At 70.4% G+C, this 24625-nt stretch carries 25 protein-coding genes and 1 pseudogene; 1 reads left to right on the top strand and 25 read right to left on the bottom strand.

The features are described from left to right. Positions 1–7 precede the first annotated feature (7 nt). Genes rpsS through rpsJ form a run of 6 tightly spaced genes read right to left on the bottom strand, consistent with a single transcriptional unit; the run spans position 8 to position 3097 of the window. Entirely contained in the window at positions 8–289 is a 282-nt protein-coding gene (gene rpsS, locus AC3RJ7_RS03005) for a 30S ribosomal protein S19 (RefSeq protein ID WP_231430099.1), read from the bottom strand. Between the two features lie 12 nt (positions 290–301). After that, a complete protein-coding gene (gene rplB, locus AC3RJ7_RS03000; RefSeq protein WP_491426943.1) occupies positions 302–1141 on the bottom strand; it encodes a 50S ribosomal protein L2 in 840 nt (279 codons plus the stop codon). A 17-nt stretch (positions 1142–1158) separates the two neighbouring features. After that, positions 1159–1461 (bottom strand): 50S ribosomal protein L23, encoded by a 303-nt coding sequence (gene rplW / locus AC3RJ7_RS02995; protein WP_148733805.1) that lies wholly within the window; start codon positions 1459–1461, stop codon positions 1159–1161. Beyond that, complete coding sequence (rplD, locus tag AC3RJ7_RS02990; RefSeq protein WP_491454360.1) at positions 1458–2117, bottom strand: 50S ribosomal protein L4; 660 nt, start codon at positions 2115–2117, stop codon at positions 1458–1460. Before rplD ends, rplW begins: the two co-directional genes overlap by 4 nt. Positions 2118–2120: 3 nt before the next feature. Beyond that, positions 2121–2780 (bottom strand): 50S ribosomal protein L3, encoded by a 660-nt coding sequence (gene rplC / locus AC3RJ7_RS02985; protein WP_491454359.1) that lies wholly within the window; start codon positions 2778–2780, stop codon positions 2121–2123. Between the two features lie 8 nt (positions 2781–2788). Continuing rightward, positions 2789–3097 carry a 30S ribosomal protein S10 gene (gene rpsJ, locus AC3RJ7_RS02980; protein WP_017201594.1) on the bottom strand — a complete coding sequence of 103 codons (309 nt, stop codon included), beginning with the start codon at positions 3095–3097 and terminating at the stop codon, positions 2789–2791. Between the two features lie 522 nt (positions 3098–3619). Here rpsJ and AC3RJ7_RS02975 point away from each other — a divergent pair. Beyond that, positions 3620–4078 carry an OsmC family protein gene (locus tag AC3RJ7_RS02975; protein WP_491454358.1) on the top strand — a complete coding sequence of 153 codons (459 nt, stop codon included), beginning with the start codon at positions 3620–3622 and terminating at the stop codon, positions 4076–4078. A 21-nt stretch (positions 4079–4099) separates the two neighbouring features. Here AC3RJ7_RS02975 and AC3RJ7_RS02970 read toward each other — a convergent pair whose 3' ends face one another. The 19 genes and pseudogenes from AC3RJ7_RS02970 to AC3RJ7_RS02880 form a co-directional block, all read right to left on the bottom strand. Then, positions 4100–5305, bottom strand: coding sequence for an acyltransferase family protein (locus AC3RJ7_RS02970; RefSeq protein ID WP_491454357.1), 1206 nt, complete (start codon positions 5303–5305; stop codon positions 4100–4102). 134 nt (positions 5306–5439) lie between these two features. Then, on the bottom strand, positions 5440–6630 hold the full coding sequence (gene tuf / locus AC3RJ7_RS02965) for an elongation factor Tu (protein WP_491454356.1): 1191 nt from the start codon (positions 6628–6630) through the stop codon (positions 5440–5442). Positions 6631–6766: 136 nt separating this feature from the next. Continuing rightward, positions 6767–8881 carry an elongation factor G gene (fusA, locus tag AC3RJ7_RS02960; RefSeq protein WP_491454355.1) on the bottom strand — a complete coding sequence of 705 codons (2115 nt, stop codon included), beginning with the start codon at positions 8879–8881 and terminating at the stop codon, positions 6767–6769. A gap of 84 nt (positions 8882–8965) precedes the next feature. Continuing rightward, positions 8966–9436 (bottom strand): 30S ribosomal protein S7, encoded by a 471-nt coding sequence (rpsG, locus tag AC3RJ7_RS02955; protein ID WP_136708465.1) that lies wholly within the window; start codon positions 9434–9436, stop codon positions 8966–8968. Continuing rightward, positions 9436–9810 carry a 30S ribosomal protein S12 gene (rpsL, locus tag AC3RJ7_RS02950; protein WP_022889720.1) on the bottom strand — a complete coding sequence of 125 codons (375 nt, stop codon included), beginning with the start codon at positions 9808–9810 and terminating at the stop codon, positions 9436–9438. The genes rpsG and rpsL overlap by 1 nt, the downstream gene beginning before the upstream one ends. A gap of 244 nt (positions 9811–10054) precedes the next feature. Beyond that, a complete protein-coding gene (locus AC3RJ7_RS02945) occupies positions 10055–10702 on the bottom strand; it encodes a spermidine/putrescine ABC transporter substrate-binding protein (protein WP_491454354.1) in 648 nt (215 codons plus the stop codon). Between the two features lie 88 nt (positions 10703–10790). Then, on the bottom strand, positions 10791–11276 hold the full coding sequence (locus AC3RJ7_RS02940; RefSeq protein ID WP_491454353.1) for a DUF6121 family protein: 486 nt from the start codon (positions 11274–11276) through the stop codon (positions 10791–10793). Between the two features lie 53 nt (positions 11277–11329). Next, on the bottom strand, positions 11330–11878 hold the full coding sequence (locus tag AC3RJ7_RS02935; protein WP_491454352.1) for a hypothetical protein: 549 nt from the start codon (positions 11876–11878) through the stop codon (positions 11330–11332). 155 nt (positions 11879–12033) lie between these two features. Then, the gene (locus AC3RJ7_RS02930) at positions 12034–12324 is read right to left on the bottom strand and encodes a WXG100 family type VII secretion target (protein ID WP_491424914.1); all 291 of its coding nucleotides are present in this window, start codon (positions 12322–12324) and stop codon (positions 12034–12036) included. A 123-nt stretch (positions 12325–12447) separates the two neighbouring features. Beyond that, positions 12448–13323, bottom strand: a complete 876-nt coding sequence (locus tag AC3RJ7_RS02925) for a hypothetical protein (protein WP_491454351.1) — start codon at positions 13321–13323, stop codon at positions 12448–12450. Then, positions 13320–13925, bottom strand: coding sequence for a hypothetical protein (locus AC3RJ7_RS02920; protein ID WP_491454350.1), 606 nt, complete (start codon positions 13923–13925; stop codon positions 13320–13322). Before AC3RJ7_RS02920 ends, AC3RJ7_RS02925 begins: the two co-directional genes overlap by 4 nt. Beyond that, positions 13922–14533 carry a hypothetical protein gene (locus tag AC3RJ7_RS02915; RefSeq protein WP_491454349.1) on the bottom strand — a complete coding sequence of 204 codons (612 nt, stop codon included), beginning with the start codon at positions 14531–14533 and terminating at the stop codon, positions 13922–13924. Before AC3RJ7_RS02915 ends, AC3RJ7_RS02920 begins: the two co-directional genes overlap by 4 nt. 31 nt (positions 14534–14564) lie before the next feature. Beyond that, entirely contained in the window at positions 14565–15950 is a 1386-nt protein-coding gene (locus tag AC3RJ7_RS02910) for a hypothetical protein (protein WP_491454348.1), read from the bottom strand. Further along, a complete protein-coding gene (locus tag AC3RJ7_RS02905; protein WP_491454347.1) occupies positions 15947–16255 on the bottom strand; it encodes a hypothetical protein in 309 nt (102 codons plus the stop codon). The genes AC3RJ7_RS02910 and AC3RJ7_RS02905 overlap by 4 nt, the downstream gene beginning before the upstream one ends. 81 nt (positions 16256–16336) lie before the next feature. Next, positions 16337–16627, bottom strand: a complete 291-nt coding sequence (locus AC3RJ7_RS02900) for a WXG100 family type VII secretion target (RefSeq protein WP_491424914.1) — start codon at positions 16625–16627, stop codon at positions 16337–16339. Between the two features lie 115 nt (positions 16628–16742). Continuing rightward, complete coding sequence (locus AC3RJ7_RS02895; RefSeq protein WP_491454346.1) at positions 16743–21227, bottom strand: type VII secretion EssC family protein; 4485 nt, start codon at positions 21225–21227, stop codon at positions 16743–16745. 3 nt (positions 21228–21230) lie between these two features. Next, positions 21231–22520, bottom strand: a complete 1290-nt coding sequence (locus tag AC3RJ7_RS02890; RefSeq protein WP_491454345.1) for an RDD family protein — start codon at positions 22518–22520, stop codon at positions 21231–21233. A gap of 163 nt (positions 22521–22683) precedes the next feature. Further along, on the bottom strand, positions 22684–23784 hold the full coding sequence (locus AC3RJ7_RS02885) for a hypothetical protein (RefSeq protein WP_491454344.1): 1101 nt from the start codon (positions 23782–23784) through the stop codon (positions 22684–22686). Between the two features lie 111 nt (positions 23785–23895). Further along, a pseudogene (locus tag AC3RJ7_RS02880) lies at positions 23896–24625 on the bottom strand (hypothetical protein); the annotation flags it as partial.

Below are 24625 nucleotides of genomic sequence, written 5' to 3'. Positions count from 1 at the left end.
CACCGCTTTAGCGGCGGCGGCCCTTCTTGTCGTCCTTCACGTGTCCACGGAAGGTGCGGGTGGGGGCGAACTCGCCGAGCTTGTGGCCCACCATGGTCTCGGTGACGAACACCGGGATGTGCTTGCGGCCGTCGTGCACGGCGATCGTGTGACCCAGCATGGCGGGGACGATCATCGAGCGACGCGACCACGTTTTGATGACGTTCTTCGAACCGGCTTCGTTCTGCACGGCGACCTTGCGAAGCAGGTGCTCGTCGACGAAGGGGCCCTTCTTGAGACTGCGCGGCATCTTCTTCTACTCCTACTTGCGCTTCTTGCCGACGGTGCGACGACGGACGATGAGCTTGTCGCTCTCCTTGTTGGGGCGACGGGTGCGACCCTCGGCCTGACCCCACGGGCTGACCGGGTGGCGACCACCGGAGGTCTTGCCCTCACCACCACCGTGCGGGTGGTCGATCGGGTTCATCGCGACACCGCGGACGGTCGGGCGGACGCCCTTCCAGCGCTTGCGGCCGGCCTTGCCCCAGTTGATGTTCGACTGCTCGGCGTTGCCGACCTCGCCGATCGTCGCGCGGCAGCGCGCGTCGACGTTGCGGATCTCGCCCGAGGGCAGACGGAGCTGCGCGTAGGGGCCGTCCTTGGCGACGAGACGCACCGAGGCGCCGGCCGAGCGGGCCATCTTCGCGCCGCCGCCGGGGCGGAGCTCGATGGCGTGCACGACGGTACCGGTCGGGATGTTGCGCAGCGGCAGGTTGTTGCCCGGCTTGATGTCGGCGTTGGGGCCGGCCTCGATCGGGTCGCCCTGCTTGAGCTTGTTCGGCGCGATGATGTAGCGCTTCGTGCCGTCGATGTAGTGGATCAGCGCGATGCGGGCGGTGCGGTTCGGGTCGTACTCGATGTGAGCGACCTTGGCGGGCACGCCGTCCTTGTCGTTGCGACGGAAGTCGATCACGCGGTACTGGCGCTTGTGGCCACCACCGATGTGACGGGTCGTGATGCGGCCCTGGTTGTTGCGACCACCGGTCTTCGACAGCGGCTTGAGCAGCGACTTCTCGGGCGTCGAGCGCGTGATCTCCGCGAAGTCGGCGACCGACGAACCGCGACGACCCGGGGTCGTGGGCTTGTACTTACGAATAGCCATAGTTCTTCCTCTGCTCCTTAGCCGACAGCCGTGAAGATGTCGATCGAGCCGGACTTGAGGGTGACGATCGCGCGCTTGGTGTCCTTGCGCTTGCCGATGCCGAAGCGGGTGCGGCGGGTCTTGCCCTGACGGTTCAGGGTGTTGATCGACGCCACCTGGACGTTGAAGATCTTCTCGATCGCGAGCTTGATCTCGGTCTTGTTCGAGCGGGGGTCCACGATGAACGTGTACTTGCCCTCGTCGATCAGGCCGTAGCTCTTCTCCGAGACGACCGGCGCGATGATGATGTCGCGCGGGTCCTTGTTCTGTGCGGCGCTCATGCCGAGACCTCTTCCTTCTTCGCCGACTTCGCGGCCACGAAGGCCTCGAGCGCGGCGGTGCTGAAGACGATGTCGTCGGAGACGACCACGTCGTAGGCGTTCAGCTGGTCGACCGGCAGCACGTGCACGGTCTCGATGTTGCGGACCGCACGCTCGCTGAGCTCCTCGCCACGGGCGAGGACCACGAGGTGACGACCGGCCGGCGCGATCTTGCCGAGGAGCGCGACCGCGTCCTTCGTCTTCGCGACGTCACCGGCGACGAAACCCTCGACGGCGTGGATGCGCGAGCCGCGGGCACGGTCGCTGAGCGCACCGAGGAGCGCAGCGGCGATCATCTTCTTGGGGGTGCGCTGCGAGTAGTCGCGCGGCTGCGGGCCGTGGACCGTGCCACCGCCCTTGTGCTCGGGAGCGCGGACCGAACCCTGGCGCGAACGGCCGGTACCCTTCTGCTTGAAGGGCTTGCGGCCCGAACCCGAGACCTCGCCGCGGGTCTTGGTCTTGTGCGTGCCCTGGCGCGCGGCGGCGAGCTGGGCGACGACGACCTGGTGGATGAGCGGGACGTTCGTCTGAACGTCGAAGAGCTCGGCGGGCAGCTCGACCGTGCCGGACTTCTTGCCGGTCGCGTCGAGCACGTCGATGGTGTTGGCGGTAGCCATGGACTACGCCCCCTTCACTGCGTTGCGGACGAAAACGAGACGGCCGCGAGCACCGGGAACCGCGCCCTTGACGAGCATGAGGCCCTTCTCGGCGTCGACGGCGTGCACGCGGAGGTTCAGCACGGTCACGCGCTCGCCACCCATGCGACCGGCCATGCGCATGCCCTTGAAGACACGGCTGGGGGTCGACGAAGCACCGATCGAACCGGGCTTGCGGTGGTTGCGGTGGGCACCGTGCGAAGCGGAGACGCCCTTGAAGTTGTGGCGCTTCATGACACCGGCGAAGCCCTTGCCCTTCGAGGTGCCGACGACGTCGACCAGCTGGCCGGCCTCGAAGGTGCCCTCGACGGTCAGCTCCTGGCCGGCCGAGTAGCTGGCCGCGTCGGCCGTGCGGATCTCGGTCACGTGGCGACGGGGCGTGGTGCCGGCCGTCTTCTCGAAGTGGCCCTTGAGCGGCTGCGAGACCTTGCGCGGGTCGATGGCGCCGGCGGCGATCTGGACGGCCTCGTAGCCGTCCTTCTCGGCGGTGCGGATCTGCGTGACCACGTTGGGGGCGATCTCGATGACCGTCACCGGGACGAGCTTGTTGTTCTCATCCCACACCTGGGTCATGCCGAGCTTGGTGCCGAGCAGACCCTTCACGTTCTTGGTAGCGGAAGACATCTGTTACCTCAGAGCTTGATCTCGATGTTGACGTCGGCCGGAAGGTCGAGACGCATGAGCGAGTCGACGGCCTTGGGCGTCGGGTCCACGATGTCGATGAGACGCTTGTGGGTGCGCATCTCGAAGTGCTCGCGGCTGTCCTTGTACTTGTGGGGCGAGCGGATGACGCACACCACGTTCTTCTCCGTCGGAAGCGGCACGGGGCCGACGACCGTGGCGCCCGCGCGGGTCACCGTGTCGACGATCTTGCGCGCCGAGGTGTCGATGACCTCGTGGTCGTACGACTTCAGTCGAATGCGGATCTTCTGTCCCGCCATTGCTGACTCTCTCTCTGTCAAGGCGTCTTACCCCTTCCGAGGGCATCGGACGCCGCGTAGTCACTCCGTGTGAAGCACCACTGTTCTTCTGTCAAAGGCCGGTGATCGAGCCTGTCGAAACCACCCGTCCGGTCGCCCGGGGCGGTGGTCTCGACACGCTCGACCTTCGAGCCCCAACCGGCGCGCACGCGCACGGGTCGCCCCGGGCGCGTGGTTGTCGGTTGTGTGTTCTGCTGCCTGCGGCCTAACCTGACCCCGGCTGCGCTCCATGGGAACGGCGGGTGGCTATGCACTGCCTGACAGTGATTCGAACGCGCGCACGAGGGCCCGCGTTCGAAATGTTGAACTCAACGAGTTTGCCACATTCGACAGGTCCGTGCAACCCGGGCGTGTCGCGCCCGCCCGACTCCCAGCGAGCCCGCAGTTTCGCGGCTCCGTCCGGCGGGTTCCGCGTCGAACCGGATGCCTCGTCCGCGCGCTCCGCCATGATGGAGGGAGACGCGCGAGACCGAGGAGACGCCGATGTCCGAGACCATGCCGCAGCCGAGTTCGAACGAGGGTCCGGGCAGCGTCTCGGCGACCCGCATCGGCACGCGCCGCTACGTCGGCCGCAACGCCCGCGGCGCGACCGTCGCGATCGGCGGCCTCGACATCGAGGGCGAGCACTTCTCCCCCGGCGAGCTCCTGAAGCTCGCCCTCGCCGGCTGCGTCGGCCTCTCGGTCGACCGGCCCATGTCGCGCCGCCTCGGCGACGACGCCGAGCTCACGGTGTGGGCGCACGGGCAGTCGGAGGAGGCATCCAACCGGTACGAGCGCATCGGCGAGGAGCTGCTGCTCGACCTCTCGGACCTCGAGCCGGCCGAGCGCGACAAGCTCCTCGACATCATGGTGCGGTCGATCGAGCGCGCGTGCACCGTCGGCCGGAGCGTCGAGGGCGCGATCGACGTGCACACCGTCATCGACGGCACCGAGCTGCGCTGAGCGGATCCCGCCCGGGCCCCGTCACTCCCGCTCGCACGCGGCCGGCCGCTCGGCGGCCATGCCCGGGGCGACGATGCCCGCCCCGACGATCACGACGACGAGCCCCGCGAGGCCCGACAGCAGGAACACGGGGCGCAGCCGCAGCCCGTGGCGGCCGTGCCGGAACGGGTCCTCGATGTAGCGCTTCGAGAGCCCCGCGACCACGAACGAGAGCACGACGAGCATCGCCATGAGCCACGGCGGGCTCGGCATGCCGGTCAGGTACGGCACGAACATGAAGATCGGCCAGTGCCAGAGGTAGAGCGAGTACGACACGTCGCCCATCCACTGCACGGGCCGCAGGCCGGCGACGCGCGCGGGCGACCAGGCGACCTCGGGCATGCCCGCCCAGATGACCGCGAGGGTGCCGGCGACCGGCAGCAGCACCACGAACCCCGGGAACACCTCGGGCGACCGGAAGGTCACGATCGGCACGGCGATGAGCACGAGGCCCGCCCACGACACGGCAGCCCGGAGACGGGGCAGGCTCTCGAGCGGTGCCCGGCTCGCGATGGCGAGGATGCCGCCGATGCCGAACTCCCACGTCCGCGCGAACGTGGAGAAGTAGGCGAGGTTCGGATCCTGCGCGGTCAGCGCGATCGAGTGCACGAACGACGCGACGGTCACCGCACCGAGGAGGGTGAGCACCACCGTCACGGATGCCGCCCGCCGTCGGGCGGCGAACCACAGCGCCACGATGAGCAGCAGCGGCCAGAACAGGTAGAACTGCTCCTCCACCGAGAGCGACCAGAAGTGCTGCACCGGCGTCGACTCGAGGTCGGCGCGCTGCGGGATCTGGGAATCGACGGCGAGCTGCCAGTTCTCGTAGTAGAGCGCCGAGGCGACGATCTCGCGGAACCATTGGCGCCACTCGCGTTGCGGGACGACGAGCAGGGTGAGCGCCGACACGACGGCGAGCGTCGCCATCGCCGCCGGCAGGATGCGTCGCGCACGGCGCAGGTAGAAGTCGCGCAGCGAGATGCGGCCGACCCGTTCGGCCTCGCGCATGAGGAGGCCCGTGATGAGGAAGCCCGAGACGACGAAGAAGACGTCGACCCCCATGTAGCCGGCCGGGGCGACCGCGGGCCAGCCGTGGTGGAGCACGACCGAGCCGACGGCCACCGCCCGCAGAGCCTGGATCTCGGGGCGTACCGCTGATCGTGCGAGGAGGGTGGGGGAACCGCCCATTCCCCACAGCGTACGACGACGGGGGCCGGGCCTCCAGCCCTGGGCGTCCGATGCCGTCGCGCCGCCGTCCGCGTACGACGAAGGGGCCGGGCCTCCGAATGGAAGCCCGACCCCTCAGGTCGCGATCGCGAAGATTACTTGATGATCTTCGTGACGGTACCGGCGCCGACGGTGCGGCCACCCTCGCGGATGGCGAAGCCGAGGCCCTCCTCCATGGCGATCGGCTGGATGAGCTCGACCGTCATGTCGGTGGTGTCGCCGGGCATGACCATCTCGGTGCCCTCGGGCAGCGTGATGACGCCGGTGACGTCGGTGGTGCGGAAGTAGAACTGCGGACGGTAGTTCGCGTAGAACGGGTTGTGACGGCCGCCCTCGTCCTTCGAGAGGATGTAGGCAGTGCCCTCGAAGTTGGTGTGGGGGGTGACCGAGCCCGGCTGCACGACGACCTGGCCGCGCTCGACGTCCTCGCGCTTGGTGCCGCGGAGCAGGAGACCGCAGTTCTCGCCGGCCCATGCCTCGTCGAGCTGCTTGTGGAACATCTCGATACCGGTGACCGTGGTCTTCTGCGTCGGGCGGATGCCGACGATCTCGACCTCGGAGTTGATCTTCAGCGTGCCGCGCTCGGCGCGACCCGTGACGACCGTGCCACGGCCGGTGATGGTGAAGACGTCCTCGATCGGCATGAGGAACGGCTTGTCCTTGTCACGCACGGGGTCGGGGATGTTGTTGTCGACGGCCTCCATGAGGTCGAGGATCGACTGGACCCACTTCTCGTCGCCCTCGAGCGCCTTGAGGCCCGAGACGCGCACGACCGGAGCGTCCTCGGCGAAGCCCTGGCTGGCGAGCAGCTCCGAGACCTCGAGCTCGACGAGCTCCAGGATCTCCTCGTCCTCGACCATGTCGGCCTTGTTGAGGGCGACGAGCAGGTACGGAACGCCGACCTGCTTGGCGAGCAGGACGTGCTCGCGGGTCTGGGCCATCGGGCCGTCGGTCGCCGCGACCACGAGGATCGCGCCGTCCATCTGAGCCGCACCGGTGATCATGTTCTTGATGTAGTCGGCGTGACCCGGGGCGTCGACGTGCGCGTAGTGGCGCTTCGGCGTCTCGTACTCGACGTGCGAGATGTTGATCGTGATGCCGCGCTGACGCTCTTCGGGAGCCGAGTCGATCGACGCGAAGTCGCGCTGCACGTTGGTGGCCGACGGGTACTTGTCGGCGAGCACCTTCGAGATCGCGGCGGTGAGCGTCGTCTTGCCGTGGTCGACGTGACCGATCGTACCGATGTTGACGTGCGGCTTGGTCCGCTCGAACTTGGCCTTAGCCACTGTGGGTCCTCCTCAGGACTCGTGTAGGAACTCCGGGCGCTGGATTGCGACCGGCGTGCTACGGGGGTTGTGTTGTTATGTTACGCGAACCGGAAGGTTCGTGCGGGCAGTGGGCCAAGGCCCCCGCCGGGGAGGGTCATTCGCCCTTGTTCTTCTGGACGATCTCGTCGGCGACAGCCTTCGGGACCTCCGCGTAGCTCTCGAACTCCATCGAGTACACGGCGCGGCCCGAGGTCTTCGACCGCAGGTCGCCGATGTACCCGAACATCTCCGAGAGCGGGACGTGCGCACGCACGACCTTCACACCGGCGGCGTCCTCCATGGACTGGATCTGGCCGCGGCGCGAGTTCAGGTCGCCGATGACGTCGCCCATGTACTCCTCGGGAGTACGGACCTCGACGCTCATCAGCGGTTCGAGCAGAACGGGGTTCGCCTTGCGAGCGGCCTCCTTGAAGCCCATCGAACCGGCGATCTTGAACGCCATCTCCGAGGAGTCGACGTCGTGGGCGGCACCGTCGATGAGACGGGCCTTGACGCCCACCATCGGGAAGCCGGCGAGGATGCCGTACTGCATGGCGTCCTGGAAGCCCGCGTCGACCGAGGGGATGTACTCACGGGGGATGCGACCGCCCGTGACCTCGTTCGAGAACTCGTAGATCTTGTCGCCCTCGACCTCGAGCGGCTCGAGCGCGAACTGGATCTTCGCGAACTGGCCGGAGCCACCCGTCTGCTTCTTGTGGGTGTAGTCGTGGCGCTCGACCGCGCGACGGATCGTCTCGCGGTAGGCGACCTGCGGCTTGCCGACGTTCGCCTCGACCTTGAACTCGCGCTTCATGCGGTCCACGAGGATGTCGAGGTGCAACTCGCCCATGCCCTTGATGACGGTCTGGCCGGTCTCCTGGTTGAGCTCGGTGCGGAACGTCGGGTCTTCCTCGGCGAGCTTCTGGATCGCGGTGCCCAGCTTCTCCTGGTCGGCCTTGGTCTTCGGCTCGATGGCGACCTCGATGACGGGCTCGGGGAAGGTCATCGACTCGAGCACGACCTGGTTGTCGGGGTCGCACAGGGTGTCACCCGTGGTCGTGTCCTTGAGGCCGATGACCGCGTAGATGTTGCCCGCGGTGACCGAGTCGACCGGGTTCTCCTTGTTGGCGTGCATCTGGAAGATCTTGCCGATGCGCTCCTTCTTGCCCTTGGTCGAGTTGACGACCTGGGCACCCGACTCGAGGTGACCCGAGTAGACGCGCACGTAGGTGAGGCGACCGAAGAAGGGGTGCACCGCGACCTTGAACGCGAGCGCGGCGAAGGGGTCGTTGGCGTCGGGGTGACGCTCGATGATCTCTTCCTCGTTGCGCGGGTTGCGGCCCTCGATGGCGGGCACGTCGAGCGGCGACGGGAGGTAGTCGATGACCGCGTCGAGCATCGGCTGCACGCCGCGGTTCTTGAACGCCGAGCCGCAGAGCACGGGGTAGATCTCCGAGTTGACGACCATCTTGCGGATGGCGCCCTTGATCTCGGCGACCGTGAGCTCCTCGCCGCCGAAGTACTTCTCGAGCAGCGCGTCGTCGGACTCGGCGACGGTCTCGAGCAGCGTGTGGCGGTACTCGTCGGCCTTCTCCTTGAGGTCGGCCGGGATCTCCTGGACCTCGTACTTCGCACCCATGGTCACGTCGCCCTTGGCGTCGCCGGGCCACACGAGGGCGCGCATCTCGATCAGGTCGACGACACCGATGAAGTCGTTCTCGGCGCCGATCGGGAGCTGCAGCACGAGCGGCTTCGCGCCGAGGCGCGAGACGATCGTGTCGACCGTGAAGTAGAAGTCGGCACCGAGCTTGTCCATCTTGTTGACGAAGCAGATGCGCGGGACGTTGTACTTGTCGGCCTGGCGCCACACCGTCTCGGACTGGGGCTCGACGCCCTCCTTGCCGTCGAAGACGGCGACGGCGCCGTCGAGCACGCGGAGCGAGCGCTCGACCTCGACCGTGAAGTCGACGTGGCCGGGGGTGTCGATGATGTTGATCTGGTTCTTGTTCCAGAAGCAGGTCACGGCGGCAGACGTGATCGTGATGCCGCGCTCCTTCTCCTGCTCCATCCAGTCGGTCGTCGAGGCACCGTCGTGCGTCTCGCCGAGCTTGTGGTTGACGCCCGTGTAGAACAGGATGCGCTCGGTGGTGGTGGTCTTGCCGGCATCGATGTGCGCCATGATGCCGATGTTGCGGACCTTGCTCAGGTCGGTGAGCACGTCTTGTGCCACGGGGGTTCCTCCGGAAGGTTCAGGAACGGAAGTGTGAGGGAGGGCGGATGCCGCGACTCGCGCCGCGGCATCCACCCGGCCCGACTACCAGCGGTAGTGGGCGAACGCGCGGTTCGACTCGGCCATCTTGTGCGTGTCTTCGCGGCGCTTGACCGCGGCACCGAGGCCGTTCGAGGCGTCGAGGATCTCGTTGGTGAGACGCTCGGTCATGGTCTTCTCGCGGCGAGCCTTGGCGTAGCTGGTGAGCCAGCGGAGCGCCAGGGTGTTCGCGCGGTGGGGCTTGACCTCGACGGGGACCTGGTAGGTCGAGCCGCCGACGCGGCGCGAGCGCACCTCGAGGGTGGGGCGCACGTTGTCGAGCGCCTTCTTGAGGGTGGCGACCGCGTCCTGGCCCGACTTGGCGGCGACGTTCTCGAGCGCCTCGTAGACGATGCGCTGGGCGAGGTCCTTCTTGCCGTCGATCAGGATCTTGTTGACGAGCTGGCTGACGACCGGCGAGCCGTACACCGGGTCGGCGACGACGGGGCGCTTCGGAGCGGGACCCTTGCGAGGCATTACTTCTTCTCCATCTTCGCGCCGTAGCGGCTACGAGCCTGCTTGCGGTTCTTCACGGCCTGCGTGTCGAGGGCGCCGCGGATGATCTTGTAGCGGACACCCGGGAGGTCCTTCACACGACCGCCGCGGACGAGCACCATCGAGTGCTCCTGCAGGTTGTGGCCCTCACCGGGGATGTAGGCCGTCACCTCGGTGCCGTTCGAGAGCTTCACACGGGCGACCTTGCGGAGCGCCGAGTTCGGCTTCTTCGGGGTGGTGGTGTACACACGCGTGCACACGCCGCGCTGCTGGGGGTTGGCCTTCAGGGCGGGAGCCTTGGTCTTGGTGACCTTCGGCGAGCGACCCTTGCGGACCAACTGCTGAATGGTTGGCACTGCTTCTCCTTGTTGTGCTGCACGGTGACAGCGATGATGGATTTCACATCAGACCCACCGGCACCGCAGAACTGCGGAACCTTCGGTGGTGGGTATGCCGTGGGGGTGAGCCGCGGAACTCCGCGGGCACCCGAATGTGCACGCGTGAACGCGCACACCCGATCAATGGTAATGCCGCGTAACCTCGCGGTCAAATGAGGCTCGACCGGCGCTCATGCGCACCGCGCCCCGCGCCCGCGGGCGCTCACCCGCCCCAGCCGGGCGCATCGAGCTCGCGATCGAGATCGGCCAGCATGTCGGCGACCTGCGGCTCGACGAGGCGCTCGACGGCGTTGCCGATCCGGTAGCGGTGCTGCGCGAGCTCGACGCAGATGCGGCGGCCGAGCTGCTTGGCGAACTCGTCGGCCAGGCGCACCTCTTCTCGGAGCGCCTCCTTCTCCTCAGGAGTGAACGGCCGCGGTGCGGGCTCGTTCGCCTCGGCGGCGGTGTCGGCCTCGAGGCCGCCGAGGGTGAACAGGAACGGCTGGTCGGGCACCGGCTCGGGATCGAGCTCGAGACCGAGGTACTCGGGGTCGAGCCCCTCGCCCGCCCGGTACGGACGGCGCGCCTTGCGCTCCTCCGCGAGGCGGATCTCCCGGTGCAGCATCGGCAGGTTGCGCGCCGTGTAGTCGTCGACCGCGTCGTCGATGATGCCCTTCATGCGCATCGAGAAGGCGTGCTGCACGGGGTGCGGCACGTCGACATCGAGCCCGGCCGCCGCGATGATCGGCGAGCCGAAGCAGCGCTGGCAGAGTCGCACCCGGGCGCGATGGGTACCCGGCCGCCACCGCGGCAGCCATTGCAGCCAGCGGTCGACCTCGTGGCTCACGCGCGCCTCGACCGAACCCTCCATCGGGTTCACGATACTGCGCAGAGCACGGGCGCCGGGCGTTCGGCCGGGAACCCGGCGCGCCGCAGCGCCGCCGCGGCATCCCGCTCGACTACTCGTCGTCGCGCTCCCACGGCCAGCGCGGCCGCTCCATGCCGCCCTGGCGGCCGCGCGCCACGAGCACGGCGAGCCCGGCCGTGACGAACGCGCAGGCCGGGACGAGCAGGCCGAACCAGCCGAGTCCGAGCAGGAGGCCGAAGCCGAGGCTCTCGCCCGCGGCATCCGCCGAGCCCAGCAGCCGCCCGGCGGCGGCCACCACGACGAACGCGAGCCAGGCCGCCGCTGCGGCGACCAGCACGGTGACCGCCGTCCGCTCGGGATGCCTCAGGCGGACGCCGAGCGTGACGAACACGGCCGCAACGGATGCGGCGACCGCGGCCGGTACGACGAGGGTGCCGACCGCGGGATCGCCGACCACCTCGAGGTCGAGCAGCAGGCTGACGAAGCCGAATCCGCAGACGACGAGCGCGAGATCGAGCGCCGCGGCGAAGCTCGCAACGACCCAGGCGTTGCGGGTGCGGAGCTCATCATCGGCCATCTCTCGAGGCTACGCCTGGTCGCCGTGCGCCTCGCGGGGTTGCCGACCCGCGTTCAGTCGGCGAGGCGGAACGAGCGCACGATCCGGTCGAGCGACGGCGCCGCATGGGCGACGAGCTCTTCGGGGGCCGGGCTCACCATGACGCGAATGGTCGCACGGTCGCCCTGCAGGAGGTACGCGAGGCCTGCAGCCGGCCGCAGGCCGGGCTGCGGCGCGAACCGGCAGCGCACCACGATGCCCGATCCGAGACCGTCGACGTCGATCGGGTCGACCGCCGGGCGACCTTCGAGCTCGGCGTCGCCGAGGACGGCGCGCACGAGCGAGCCCTCGATCTTCTGCGGGTCCGAGACGCCGACGTTCACGATGAGCGCCGCGGAGCCCGGGCCGGGCAGGTACAGCAGGCCGATCGACGCGCCCGGCAGCAGCCGCGACGGCGCCTGCGCGGCGATGGCGCGCACGGCATCGAGCCGCTCGGCCGTGGTGTCGGGGTGACGGCGCAGGAAGCCGGCGACCACGTCGTCGGCCCAGGTCGCGGCATCGTCGCCGTCGGGAGCCGGCACGCGCACCCACGAGGCGTTCGGCGCATCGAGTTCGAGTCTCATGCCGTCCAGCATCGCATGCGCCGGGCGCCACGGCCGACTGCGGACCCCGCGGACCCCGCGGCGGCCGATCCGCCGCCTCGCGCCGGAATGCCGAAGGCCGCACCGGCACTCCCGGATGGAAGCGGCGGCACGGCCTTCGGATACGCGCGGTGCGACTAGTTGCCGGCGAGGGCCTGGTCGGTGTCCTTGATCGCCTGCATCATCTTGCGGAGGGACTCGCCCATGTCGCTGATGCCCTCGATCGCCTTCTCCAGGCCCGTCGTCAGCTCGGTGTACCCCTCGCCGAACTTGCCCGACGCGTGCTGCGTCTTGAAGTCGTCGCCCAGGAGACGGTCGACATCGTCCTTCAGGCGACGCAGCACGTCGCCGATCTCCTCACGACCCGTGTCGAGACGGCCCGCCATCGACTCCATCTCACCGTACGACGCCTTGAAATCAGCCATCATCAACCCCAATCGTTGAAACCCTCGCCACCCCGAACCGGGGCGACCTCCACGAGACTAACCGCTCCCCGAAACCCGGTGAATGGGGAGCACTCCCCATACCCGGACCCGATCGGGAGTCGCGGATCAGGTCCAGTCGGACCGGTCGCGAACGCGCTGCTCGGCGCCGCGACGCTCGTCGGACGTGACCGAACCTCGGGCCTCGAGGAGCCGCAGCGCCTCGAGCTCGGCCGCGAGGAGCGCCGCGCGCTCCTCGCCGGTGCTCGTCCGGTACACCGACCTGCGCCAGCTCTCGAGCCGGCCCTCGACCCCGGCGACGAACTCGGGGTCGGCCGCGACCTCGGCGGGCACGCCGCCTCGCACGGCCCGCCCCGCGGCCCAGTCGGGCCGTTCCTTGTCGTGGTGGAACGCCGCGACGGCGAGCACGAGGCATCCGACCGTCGATGCGACCTGCAGCACCAGCCCGACGACCGCCGGCCCCGAGGCGAGGACGTCGTCGGACTCGCCGAGCACCATGACGATGCCGACCGCCCAGATCACCGGGATGAAGACGAACATGCGGGCCCCGAAGTTGCCCCCGTGGTAGAGCGGATTCGCGGTGCGACGCGGCTCGAGCCATACGAACAGGGCGAGGGCCGCGGCCATGCACAACCCCGACGGCAGCGCGCCCGACACCGGGTCCAGCGCGGCGCTGCCCGTGCGCCCCACGAGGATCAGGGCCGGACCCGCGAGCGCGAGCACCACGGCGACGACGCTCAGCCAGACGTCGTTCCTCGCGGGCTTCGGCGCCGTCTCGGATACGGGCCCGACGCGCTCGAGCTCGGCACGTTCGGCCGTCTGCACGACGATCGGGTAGGCGGCCGCGGCGTCGGCATGGGTCGCGAGCAAGGCGAGCCGGGGAACCGCCCGCAACGCCTCATCGCCGCGGACGTCGCTCGGGAGCGCCTCGACCGCGGTGACGACCGCCGCCTCGGCGTCGGGGGTCAGACCGGCGTCGGTCATGCGTTCGACTCCGGAAGCGCGGCGAGCACGGCGGGATCGATGCCGCCGAGCAGGTGGTCGATGTCGGGCAGCCGCAAGGTCATCACCCGCGGATCGGCGTCGACCGACACGAGATAGGCGACCCAGTCGCCGCCGACGGCGAGCCATTCGCCCTTCGCCATGATGCCGGAGCGGCCGGCGCCGAGCTCCGACTCCCCCAGCGGGATGAGCGAGAGCCGGCGCACCGCGCTGTCGAATCCGGTGCCGGCGATCTCGTCGACGACCGGTTCGATCAACGATCGCTCGACCGGGGGGAGGAGGGCCGCCGCATCGGAGCCGTCGGCGCCCCGGAGCTCCACGTAGAGGTCGACCCAGCCCGACGGCGCCCCGTCGATGGGATAGTGCCAGAACCGGGCGCTGACGTGCTCGGTCGGGAACTCGGCGACGGCGGCGGCCTCGTCGCGAATCGGTCCGGCGAGCACATCGGCGTGCTCCCGGTCGCGAGTGAGTTCTTCGGCGAGCCAGTCGGCCCATTCGGCGACGCCGCCCCACTGCTCGGTCGACCAGTCGGTCGGCACACGGATCCAGCGGTCGGCGTCGAAGGAGATCGGGAAGGTGCTCACGCTGCGGGAACCCATCTGAACGTCGACATGATCGCCTCGCCGATGACGAGGAGGCCCTTGGCCATCTCGGCCGAGTTCTCGTCGTCGACCGAGAGGACCGAGTACTGGAAGAGGAGCGCCTTGCGCCCGTCGCCACCGGGCACGGGGACGACGTAGGTGAGCTCGTCGGTCAGCACCGTCGCCGATTCGTCACGATAGTCGGAACGCCGCCGGATGAGGTGCATCTCGACCTCGGCCGGGGCCGGCTCGACCACGGCGTTCTTCGCGAGCCGGGCGAGCGCCGCGTCCCAGGTCACGCCGGCGGGAACCACGAACGGCGAGACCGCGAGCATCGCCGGCATGGGAGCCCCGGGTTCGCGCTCGGGGGCGACGTAGACCTCGAACACGCCCCGCTCGCGGAGACCCGCCTTGAGCCGGCTGAGCATCGTGCGGAACTCGAGGACGAGGTCGGGGCGCCCGGCGCCCTTCATCGTCTCGATCGCCGACGCCGTCGCCCGGTCGTCGATCAGGGCCGCCGGCGGCACCTTCGTCCAGCCGGGCGGGCAGAGCAGGGTGTAGGAGACCTTCGCGGTGCGTTCACCGGTCAGCTCCTCGCGCAGCGAGGCCACTCGTCATTCCTCCTGAATCGTTCGGCGCCGGCTACCAGCTCTTCACCCAGTCGATGGTTCCGCCGATGAAGTCGGGCATGTCGGGCAGGGGCACGCCGACGCCCTGCAGGCTCTGGTACCCGCCGAACCCAGTGTTCCAGAGATTGAGTCCCTGGCCCGCCAGCGACGGCAGGACGTTGTACTGGCTCGCCCACGCCGCTGCGCGCCCACCGGTGGGCATGACGCCGGCGCCGGGCCATGCCGAGGCGAGCCGCTGTGTGAGGGTGTACGCCTGGCCGTCGAGGATGGAGCCTCCGCCGCGCAGCGCGTTCCAGGCGTTCGCCGCCCAGCTGCCGCGGTTCGCCGCGAGGAACGCGTCGGCCAGTCCAGGTGCCGCCGCCTCGCGTGCCGCCCGGTTGCCGGCACCGCGGCCCGCGCCGACCACCGTCCGGAGGTCGCGGATGAGCGCGTTGCGGCCGACGTCGAGGAAGCCGCGGGTGGCGTTGCCGAACCCGAAGGCACCGCGGAAGGCACCCGCGAACCCCTGCCCCGCCTTGAGCGCCTTGCCGAAGGCACCGAGGAACGGGAGGATGCCGACGATGTCGAAGGCGATGTCCGTCCAGCTCACGCGTTTGGAGCCGCAGGCCATCATGATGCCGTGCGCGACGAGTGCGACGAGGCCAGCGACCGCGGCGATCGCCAGCCAGATCGGACCGCCGATGACGAGGGCGGCGATGACGGCGAGGGTCGCGACGATCGTCGCGAAGGTGGCGATGCCGTCGAGCAGGTCCTCCCACCAGGTGTCGTCGATGCCCGAGGCGTCGATGGCCTGCTCGATGCCGGTGACGGCGGCCTCGTAGGCCGTGTCCCAGGTCGAGAAGCCGCTGTCGAACGACTCCCAGAGACTGTCGAGCGTGTTGCCGGTCGTGGTCGCCGTGCCCGAGGCCTCCGAGAGGGCGTTCTTCGCCGCGGCCTTCTCGGCGTCGGTGGCTTCTTCCTCCCAGACCCACGTGGTGTTGTTGTCGTCGACCTTGTCCTGCGCGGCCTCCTTGGCCTCGAGGGCGTCCTCGTGGGCCTTGTGCGCCGCGATGATCTGCTCGACGAGCGGGTCGACGGTGGTGTTCCGCGCGGTGTGCAGCGCCTTGGCGTACGTCACGAGGACCGGGCCGGTCTTCTCGTAGCGCTCGCCCACCTTCCGGAGGTCGCCGTGCAGTTCGCGGGCGGACTCGCGCACCTTGTCGATGCTCTTCGCCTTGTACTTCTCGCTGTCGCCGAGCTTCTTCAGCTCGTCGGCGGTCTTCGAGAGCCGGGCGCCGATGTCGATGTAGTGCTTGCCGGCCTCCTCGATCTTCTCGGGCTTCCCGTCGAGCTCCCGGGCGGGCACGCCCTTCGGCGAGATCAGCCCGCCGCCGTAGCCGTATCCGTTTCCATAGGTCATGCGGTCTTCTCCTCGGACGGCTTGGCGAGCTTGGCGTCGGTGTCCTTGAAGCCGTCGACGATCGCCTTGAGATGGTCGTGGATGTTCGTCAGCCCCTCGAGGATGACCTCGCGATTGCCGTCCCAGCCGGACTCGAAGTCGCCGACCTTGCCCTTCAGCTCGGGGCGCCCGTGGGGGCGACCGACCGAGTCCTGCACGTCATCGGTCTTGTCGCCGATGTCCTCGAACTCCTTCACGAAGACGCCGAGGTCGGTCGTCATCGTCGTCAGGTCGTCGAAATCCAGGTCGATGTCCGGTTCTGCCATCGGTCACTCCTCCACGGTGCGGTCGGGTCGGGATGCCTCGGCGGCGGCGCGATGGTCCGCAGGTGCCGGGGCGCGGTGCGACTAGTTGCCGGCGAGGGCCTGGTCGGTGTCCTTGATCGCCTGCATCATCTTGCGGAGGGACTCGCCCATGTCGCTGATGCCCTCGATCGCCTTCTCCAGGCCCGTCGTCAGCTCGGTGTACCCCTCGCCGAACTTGCCCGACGCGTGCTGCGTCTTGAAGTCGTCGCCCAGGAGACGGTCGACATCGTCCTTCAGACGACGCAGCACGTCGCCGATCTCCTCACGACCCGTGTCGAGACGGCCCGCCATCGACTCCATCTCACCGTACGACGCCTTGAAATCAGCCATCATCAACCCCAATCGTTGAAACCCTCGCCACCCCGAACCGGGGCGACCTCCACGAGACTAACCGCTCCCCGAAACCCGGTGAATGGGGAGCACTCCCCATACCCGGACCGTCCGCTGCTCAGGCCTCGACGAGCGGCAGCTGCACCGTGACGAACCGGCCGTTCTCGACGAAGATGCCCCGGCCCGGCGGGAACTCGTGCCGGGCGACCTTCGGGAAGGGCACCTTGAACAGCGAGTCGCCGTCGTACGTCTCGGGCCGGAGCGCGATGCCGCGCCGGCCGGCCTTGAGCTCGCCGACGAGGCCGTAGCCGCTCGAGAGCTGCGAGACGTCCCCGTCGCCGACGAGGAAGTGCTCGCTGCGGTTGACCGCCTGGAACAGCTCCTTCAGGGGGCGCTCGGCGTCGGTGTCGCCGAACTCGGTGATGTTCTCGACGACGATCATGATGCGCTTCGTGATCGACTCGTCGACGACGAGCTCCTTGAGCTCCTTCGCGAGCGCCCGGGCGTCCTCGATCGACGAGGCCGTGCGGCGCCACTCGCGGAAGTCGCGCAGCACGGCACGACGGCCGCCGAAGTGGAAGAACTCGGTCTCGGCGTCGAACCGCGCGATCGTCGTGACGAGCGCCCGCAGCGCGTTCGACTTGCCGCTCTGCGGCGGCCCGGCGACGACGAAGGTGCCGATGGGCTCGAACCCCTTGGGGCCGAGCACGTCGTCGGCCACGCCGATGACGGGCTGGTCGCCGATGCGGTCGGGCAGCTCGCCGAGGCGCAGCTCGGTCGGCAGCGCCCCGATCTCGGGCGCCTGCACCGCGCCGCGCGCGCGCAGTTCGGCTGCGAACGCCTCCATCGCCTGGGTCTGCTCGGCGACGTTCGTCGTGCCCCCGAGCACCGCGATCTGCGTCTCGAAGCCGTCGACGATCGCGCGGCCCGGGGCGCTGCGCTCGTTGAGCACGTCCTTCGGGGCGCCGAGGATCGAGTACGACCCCTCGTCGGAGAGTCGCAGCACGACGCGCCGGGTCACGTTGGCGCTCACGGCGGTCGGCACGGCGCCGTACCGGTCGGCGGTCGCGACGGCGTGGATGCCGAGCGGCCGGCCCTCGCCGAGCATGCGCATGAAGACGGCGTAGTACGGCGCCCGGGCCGATGTGCCCTCCCACTCCTGCTTGAACGTGCCGAAGCCGTCGATGAGCACGAGCACGCGCGGCTCGTCCCGGCCCGTGATGGCCCGATACTCCGTGAGGTTCGCGGCGTTCACGTCGGAGAAGCGCTTCGCACGGTCGTCGAGCATGCCGCGGAGGGTGCGGAGGAGCCGCTGGACGCGCTCGGCGTCGTCGCCCGCGACGACGGAGCCGACCTGCGGCAGCGATTCGATCGATCGAAGCGACCCCGTGCCGAAGTCGAGGCCGTAGACGTGCACGCGACCGCGGTCGGGCCGGGCGCCCGCGGCGATCGCCATGCTGCGCAGCACGGTCGTCTTGCCCGCACCGCTCGTGCCGTAGACGAGCAGGTGCCCGTCGGTGTCGGGCTCGAAGTAGACGGCCTCCTGCAACTGCCGCTCGGGGATGTCTGCGAGGCCGAGCGGGATGCGCACGTCGCCCTCGAGCGGCAGCGCGGCGAGGTCGACCGTCGATGCGAGCTCGTCGAGCCACGGCCGGCGGGGCGCGGGGATCGCGCTGTCGCCCGCCGCCGAGACGAGCGTCGCGACGAGGCGCTTCTGGTCGTTGGGCCCGAGATCGTCGTCGTGCGTGTCGGAGTCCTGCTCGTTGTCGGACTCCCAGAGCGTGATCGAGCCGAAGCGGAGCTCGGCGACCTTGACCTGCGCCTGCTCGGGCACGTCGGTCGTCCAGCCGCCGGCGTAGCCCGACTGGAAGGGCACCAACCGCCCGGGGCCGGTCTTCGCGATGCCCCGGCCGGGGATCGACGGGTCGAACGTGCCCGCGACGGGGTCGCCGACGACGTCGTTCGAGTCGGACTCGTCGGCCATGCGCAGCGCGACGCGCAGGTTGGTGTTGGCGCGCAGGTTGTCCTTGATGACGCCGGCCGGGCGCTGGGTCGCCATGATGAGGTGGATGCCGAGCGAGCGGCCGCGCTGGGCGATGTCGACGACGCCGTCGACGAACTCGGGCACCTCGCCCGCGAGCGCGGCGAACTCGTCGATCACGAGCACGAGTGCGGGCGGCGTCTCGGGGTCCTGCCGCTTCTCGAGCTCGAGCAGGTCCTTCGCCTTCTTGCGGTTGAAGAGGTGTTCGCGGTGGTGCAGCTCGGCGCGCAGCGACGTGAGCGCCCGGCGCACGAGGTGCGGGCTGAGGTCGGTGACGAGGCCGACGCAGTGCGGCAGCTCGACGCAGTCGGCGAACGCCGACCCGCCCTTGTAGTCGACGAAGAGGAACGTCACCCGGTCGGGGCTGTACTCGGCCGCCATGCCGAGCACCCACGCCTGCAGGAACTCGCTCTTGCCCGAGCCGGTCGTGCCGCCGACGAGGGCGTGCGGGCCCTGGGTGCGCAGGTCGAGCGACATCGCGTCGGGGCTGCCCTGGCCGATGTACGCCTTGAGCGTGCCGGCCCGCTTCAGCCGGGGGCGCGGCCCGCGCGTGCGGTCGAGCACCGAGTTGTTCTGCCGCCAGCGTTCGACGACGGCCTGCGGCTGTGCGGCGAGCTCGGTTCCGATGAGCTTCAGGAACGACACGCTGCGCGGGAGGTCGGACGAGTCGGCCGTGACCGAGCTCGAGTCGGCGACCGGCGCGAGCCGCTTCGCGAACACCTCGGCGTACTGGTTCGACACGCCCTCGATCGCGACGTTCTCGTAGTGCTCGCCCGCGCGCACGTAGCCGACCTTCGCGCGGTCGAGGCCCTCGCTCGCGTCGATGTAGGTGCGGCACGCGGCCGGCAGCGACTCGACCGTCGGCGCGAGGAAGATCGTGTAGACGCCGACGTCGGCGCCCCGCTCGATGAGCTGCGTGAGCCGCGGGCGGTCGACTGGGGCGTCGTTCGAGGCGATCAGCACGAGCGCGAGGTCGGCGACGGCGGTGCGGTCGTTGCCGATCTCCTCGCCGACCTTCGAGCCGCGCTCCATCGAGGTGTCGGGCAGGCGCAGCGGCCCTCGGCGCCCGGGCGCCCCCGAGAGGCGGGAGAGGATCGACTCCTCGAGCCCGTTGAGGAGCGCCGTGCCGGCCGACTGGCTGTCGGCCAGGGCCATCTCCGCGAACGGCGACCGCGGGCTCGTCGTGTGGGGCAGCCACTTCATCCACTCGAGCTCCTTCGCCCACGCGGGGTCGACGATCGCCGTCGTGATGAGCTCGTTCGGCGCGTGCAGGCCGAACAGCTGCACGCCGAGGCCGCGCAGCACGTCGGCGGCGAGGTGGCGCGGGCCCGCGATGCCGATCGCACCCGAGCTCGGCAGCAGTTCGATGAGGGGCACGTCGTCGATGAGGGCGTGCCGCTCGCGCAGCACGTCGACCTGCTTCGCGTAGCGCGCGATGCCGCGCGCGTCGCCCGATTCGGCGATCGTGTTGCGGCTGCGGCCGCGGCCGACGCCGAGCCGCAGGCCGAGGAAGTTCCAGTGCTCGGGGCGCCGGGTCCAGAGGAGCGGCCCGAGTCGCATCGCCTGCTCGTAGACGCGAGCCACCGCGGGCGCCTCGTCGTGGCGGCGCTCGCGCTCGACCACCGTCTCGACGCGCAGCTTCTCCTCGAGGTCCTCGATCTGGGTCTCGAACGTCTCGATCTCGAGCCGCAGCTTCTTGCCCTGCTGCGTGCGCTGCCCGATGAAGTTGCCGAGCATCATGAGCGGCGCCATCACGACGATGATGAGCGACGTCGGCCGCTGGGTCATCGCGTACATCGCGAAGCCGAGCAGCACGGGGGCCATGATCATCGGCCACGGGAACAGCCGCGGCTCCGCCTCGGACGGGATCACCGGGTGCCGGTGCTCGGTGCCGGGGTAGCGCACCTCGACGCGCGGGGAGCGGTTGAACATGAGCGCGCCGCCGCGCTCCAGCACCGAGGCGTCGGGCGCGTCGGCCGCGCTCGTGCCGAGGTCGAACGACACGTCGGTGCCGCCGATCGTGATCATCTGCCCGGGGATCACGCGCACGCGCTGCACGAGCCCGCCGTCGACGAGCAGCCCGTTCGCCGAGTTGAGGTCGACGAGTTCGATCGAGTGGTCGACCTCGATGCGGGCGTGGCGCTTCGAGACGAGCGAGTCGGCGAGCACGAGGTCGGCGTCGACGGCGCGGCCGATGACGGTCGCCCCGCGCGGCAGACCGAACTCGCGCCCGGCGTCCGGCCCCGAGTGCACCCGCATGATCGCGACGGCCTCGGCCGCCGCGCCGCCCGGGCGGGGCGCGTGCGCGACGACGGCCGCGTTGAACCCCGAGCCGATCGGGGCGTCGCCGATGAGCACCTGGGGGTCGAGCACGACGGGCTCGGAGGAGGTCGGCGGCGCGACGGCGAGCGTCACCCCGGGGGCGGCCCCGATGAGCGGGGATGTCGGGTCGTTCGTCGCGATAGCCCGGGCGACGTCGCCGACCGTCGCCGTCGCATCGGCCGTGATGACCAGGTCGACGGGCGCGCCCTGCTGTCTACGGAGTCCGAGTTTGAGCTTCATGCCTTACCTTCCGGGCTCGCTCGTGATGGTGAAACTGCGCCCGCCGACGACGACGACCGAGCCGACCGGGAGCGGCGTGCGCACCCCTGCGGGCAGGTCTCGCGCGGCCTCGCCGGGCAGCCGCACCTCGGTGCCGTTCGTCGAACCGCGGTCGGCGATCCAGAACCCGTCGGCGTTCGTGCCGAACTCCGCGTGCACCTTCGAGATGCGCTTGGTCGGGTCCGCTACCGGTACGAGCTGGGCGGGGCTGCCCGCCGTGGCGGCGGGTGCGCGCCCCAGCAGGCCGAATTCGGATGCCTCGACGCCGGTGCCGTCGTCGAACCGGAGCACGATGCGGGCGGCGGACTGCGGCACGGCCTCGACTCGAGGCGGCGCGGCCGGCGGCGCCGACGGCAGCAGGCCCGGCGGCGGGCTCACGGGCGATCGCGGCGCGACCGGCGCCGCAGCCGGCGCGGGGATGGGTGCGGGCGGGGTCGCCGACGCCGCGGGAGCGGCAGGGGTCGCGGGGACCGGTGCGGGCGTGCCGATCGGCGGCGGCGTCCACTCCCCCGGACCGGGCGCACCGGGCGACACCACGCCCGAGCTCGACCGCTCCGCGGGGATGCGGAACTCCTCGCCCGGAGGTCGGTCGCTCGCGAGCGACGGCAGCCGCTCCGCCTCGGCCTCGGGCCCCGCGGCGGCTCGGCGGCGGGCGTAGCGCATCGCCTTCGCGTCGAAGGGGTCGAGTCCGCGTCGGGCGTCGACGGCGAAGCAGCGGCCGACCTTGTCGAGCCACGAGCGGTTGCGGTGCTCGGCGTCCCAGGTCGACGACGAGAACATGATCGCGGGACCGACGACGGGCAGCACGAGCCAACTCGCCCAGAGCACGAGCGCGCGCAGCACGACGCGCCAGAAGCCGGCCGGACCGAAGTCGCGCACGCTCACCGAGCGGATGCCGGCCGCGGCCTTGCCGACCGTCACGCCGAACCGACCGTGCAGCACGAGCTGCACGAGACCGAACACGGCCGTGAGCCCCTGTCCGACGGCGATCGCGATGAGCGGCCCGACGGTCGCGGCACCGGCCTTCGCCGGGTCGCCGCCCGCTCCGGCCACCGCGCCCGAGAGCAGCACCAGCCCGATGACCGTCGGCGTCGCGAGCAGCGCCCAGATGCCGGCGTCGAGGGCGAACGCCGCCGAGCGACGCCCGAGCGGTGCGGGCACGAGCCCGAGCGACGCCGCGTAGGCGGGGTCGGGGCGCCCGTCGGGTCCGAGCCCCGGGGTCGGCTCCTCGTCGATCTGCATCGTGACGCTCACGTCGCTCCTCGGGTCGGCAGGGTGGCAGGGCGGTCCAAGCTGCTACCCAACCCGATGGCGGGCGCGCTGTCGATGGGGAGGGGTCACCATCCCCGGTCTTCGAGCGTACCGGGCGACCGGCGCACGGCGCGGTCGTCGTGCACAGGCCGCGAACCGGGCCGTGTCAGTCGCGCGCCTGCGGACCGGCCGCGAGTTCGCGGTCGTACGCCTCCAGCGCCTGGCGGTTGCGCTCGGTGACCGTGCGACCGCGGGCGGCGATCCAGCCGCCGAGCCAGATCGGGATCTCGCGGGCGATCACGGCCGCGACGATCGCGAACGGGTCGAGCCAGCGCTGCGAGATGAACGACGTCGCCTCGTCGAACGTGAGCGTCCACGCCTCGACCGTCAGCAGCGCGCCGCCGATGTACGAGAAGTAGACGAGCACCCCCACGAGCACGCCGAAGACGACGAACGCCCACCAGCGCCCGCGGTTGACGATCGCGGCGAGCAGCGCGAAGCCGACGAAGAATGCGACGATCGGCACCCAGTAGACGGGCTTGGCGAGGAAGCGCTCGAGGTACACCTCGTTGACGGCGTCGACGTCCACCTGGGTCGTCATCAGCAGCAGGTACGCGGCACCGGCGTACAGCAGCGCGAAGAGCGCACTGCCGATGAGCGCGACGAGCACGCCGAACGCTCGGTTGCCCTTCGCCCGCGGGGGCTGCGGCGCCTGCACGTACACCGTCTGCGCCGGCGGCGCGAACACCTCGGCCGGCTCGGGGGCGAGGGTCGCCGCGCCGACGGCTCCCGCCGTCGCGGCGGCGGACGGCGGCACGTACGTCTCCCGCCGGACGGTGTCGGCCGGCACCGGCTGCGGCACGCCCTCGGCGTCGTCGACGCCGTCGAGCCCGGTGCCATCGGCGGCGGATGCCTCGTGGCCGGCGTTCGCGCGCTGCACCGCGGCGTCGAGCGCGCTCGTGTCGGCCGGGCCGATCGGCTCGGGCTCCTCGAGCGTCGACGCCGGCGAGGCATCCCTGCCCGTCGTGTCGGTCGCGTCGCCGGGAGCCGCCTCGCTCGCCTCGACCGCGTCGACGACGTCCGCGCCGCCCGGTGCGGGCGCGGCGGATGCGTCGACCTCGCCGGTGTCGGCGGAGGCCGTCGCGTCTGCGGAGGGCTCGGCGTCGGGCGATCCGGCGTCATCGGGCGAGGGCGTCGCGTCGGGGTCCACCGGCTCGGGCACGGCGTCGCCGTCGAGCGGTTCTGATCCGGGCGTCGTGCTGCTCATGATCGCGCTCCTTCCGGGCACCCTCGTACCCCGCGGTGCGCCCACTGTAACAATCGCCGGCCGCTCGACCGGGATGCCGCGCGGCGAGACCCGCACACGTTCTGAGGAGGCTCAGCCGCCGGACGACTCCTGTTCATGAGGCGTCGCGATGTCGATCTCCTCCGAGCTCGCGGTCGCCGTCGAGTAACCCGGCGCCGTCGCGACGACCTCGACGCGGTATCGCCCGTCCCGACCGCTGACGTCCACGATGGGGCCGAGGTCATCGGTGAGCACACCGTCGCGGTACCACCGGTACCCGAACGCCGGGGCCGGCTTCCACGTACCGGGATCAGCGGTGAGCGTCGTCCCGTTGAGCGACACCGTCGGAGTTCCGAGCGTGAAGGCCCCTGACGAGACCGGTGCGGTGGGCGCCGAGTCGACCGAGACCAGAGCGGCCCCCGTACCGGACCCCGTGACGCGAACGGTCAGCGTTCGTCCGAGCGCCTCGGCCGGGACGTCCAACTGCTGCCCGACGGCACCCTCGATCGCGATCCCGTCCGCGAGCCACTGGAACCTGAAGTCCGTCACTCCCGACCAGCTGCCGGGAGCGGCGACGAGCATCTCCCCGACGCGCGGCGCGCCCGAGATGCTCGGGGTCCCCGCAGCGACCACCGTGCCGGTGCGCGCTGACGAGAGGGTGACCGTCGGGTATCCCGCGAGTCGACCGGTCACCGCCACACCTACACCGAGACCGACGTCCGCCGCGCGAGGCGTGAAGCCTGTACCGGTCGCTCCGGACACCGCGACACCGTCCACGTACCACTGGTACGACAGCACCGTGCCCCTCGTCCACGAGCCCGGC

The sequence above is a fragment of the Agromyces solani genome, from assembly GCF_058349925.1.
The sequence above is the reverse complement of the archived record's forward strand: the minus strand, read 5'-3'. Positions and strand labels throughout refer to the sequence as shown.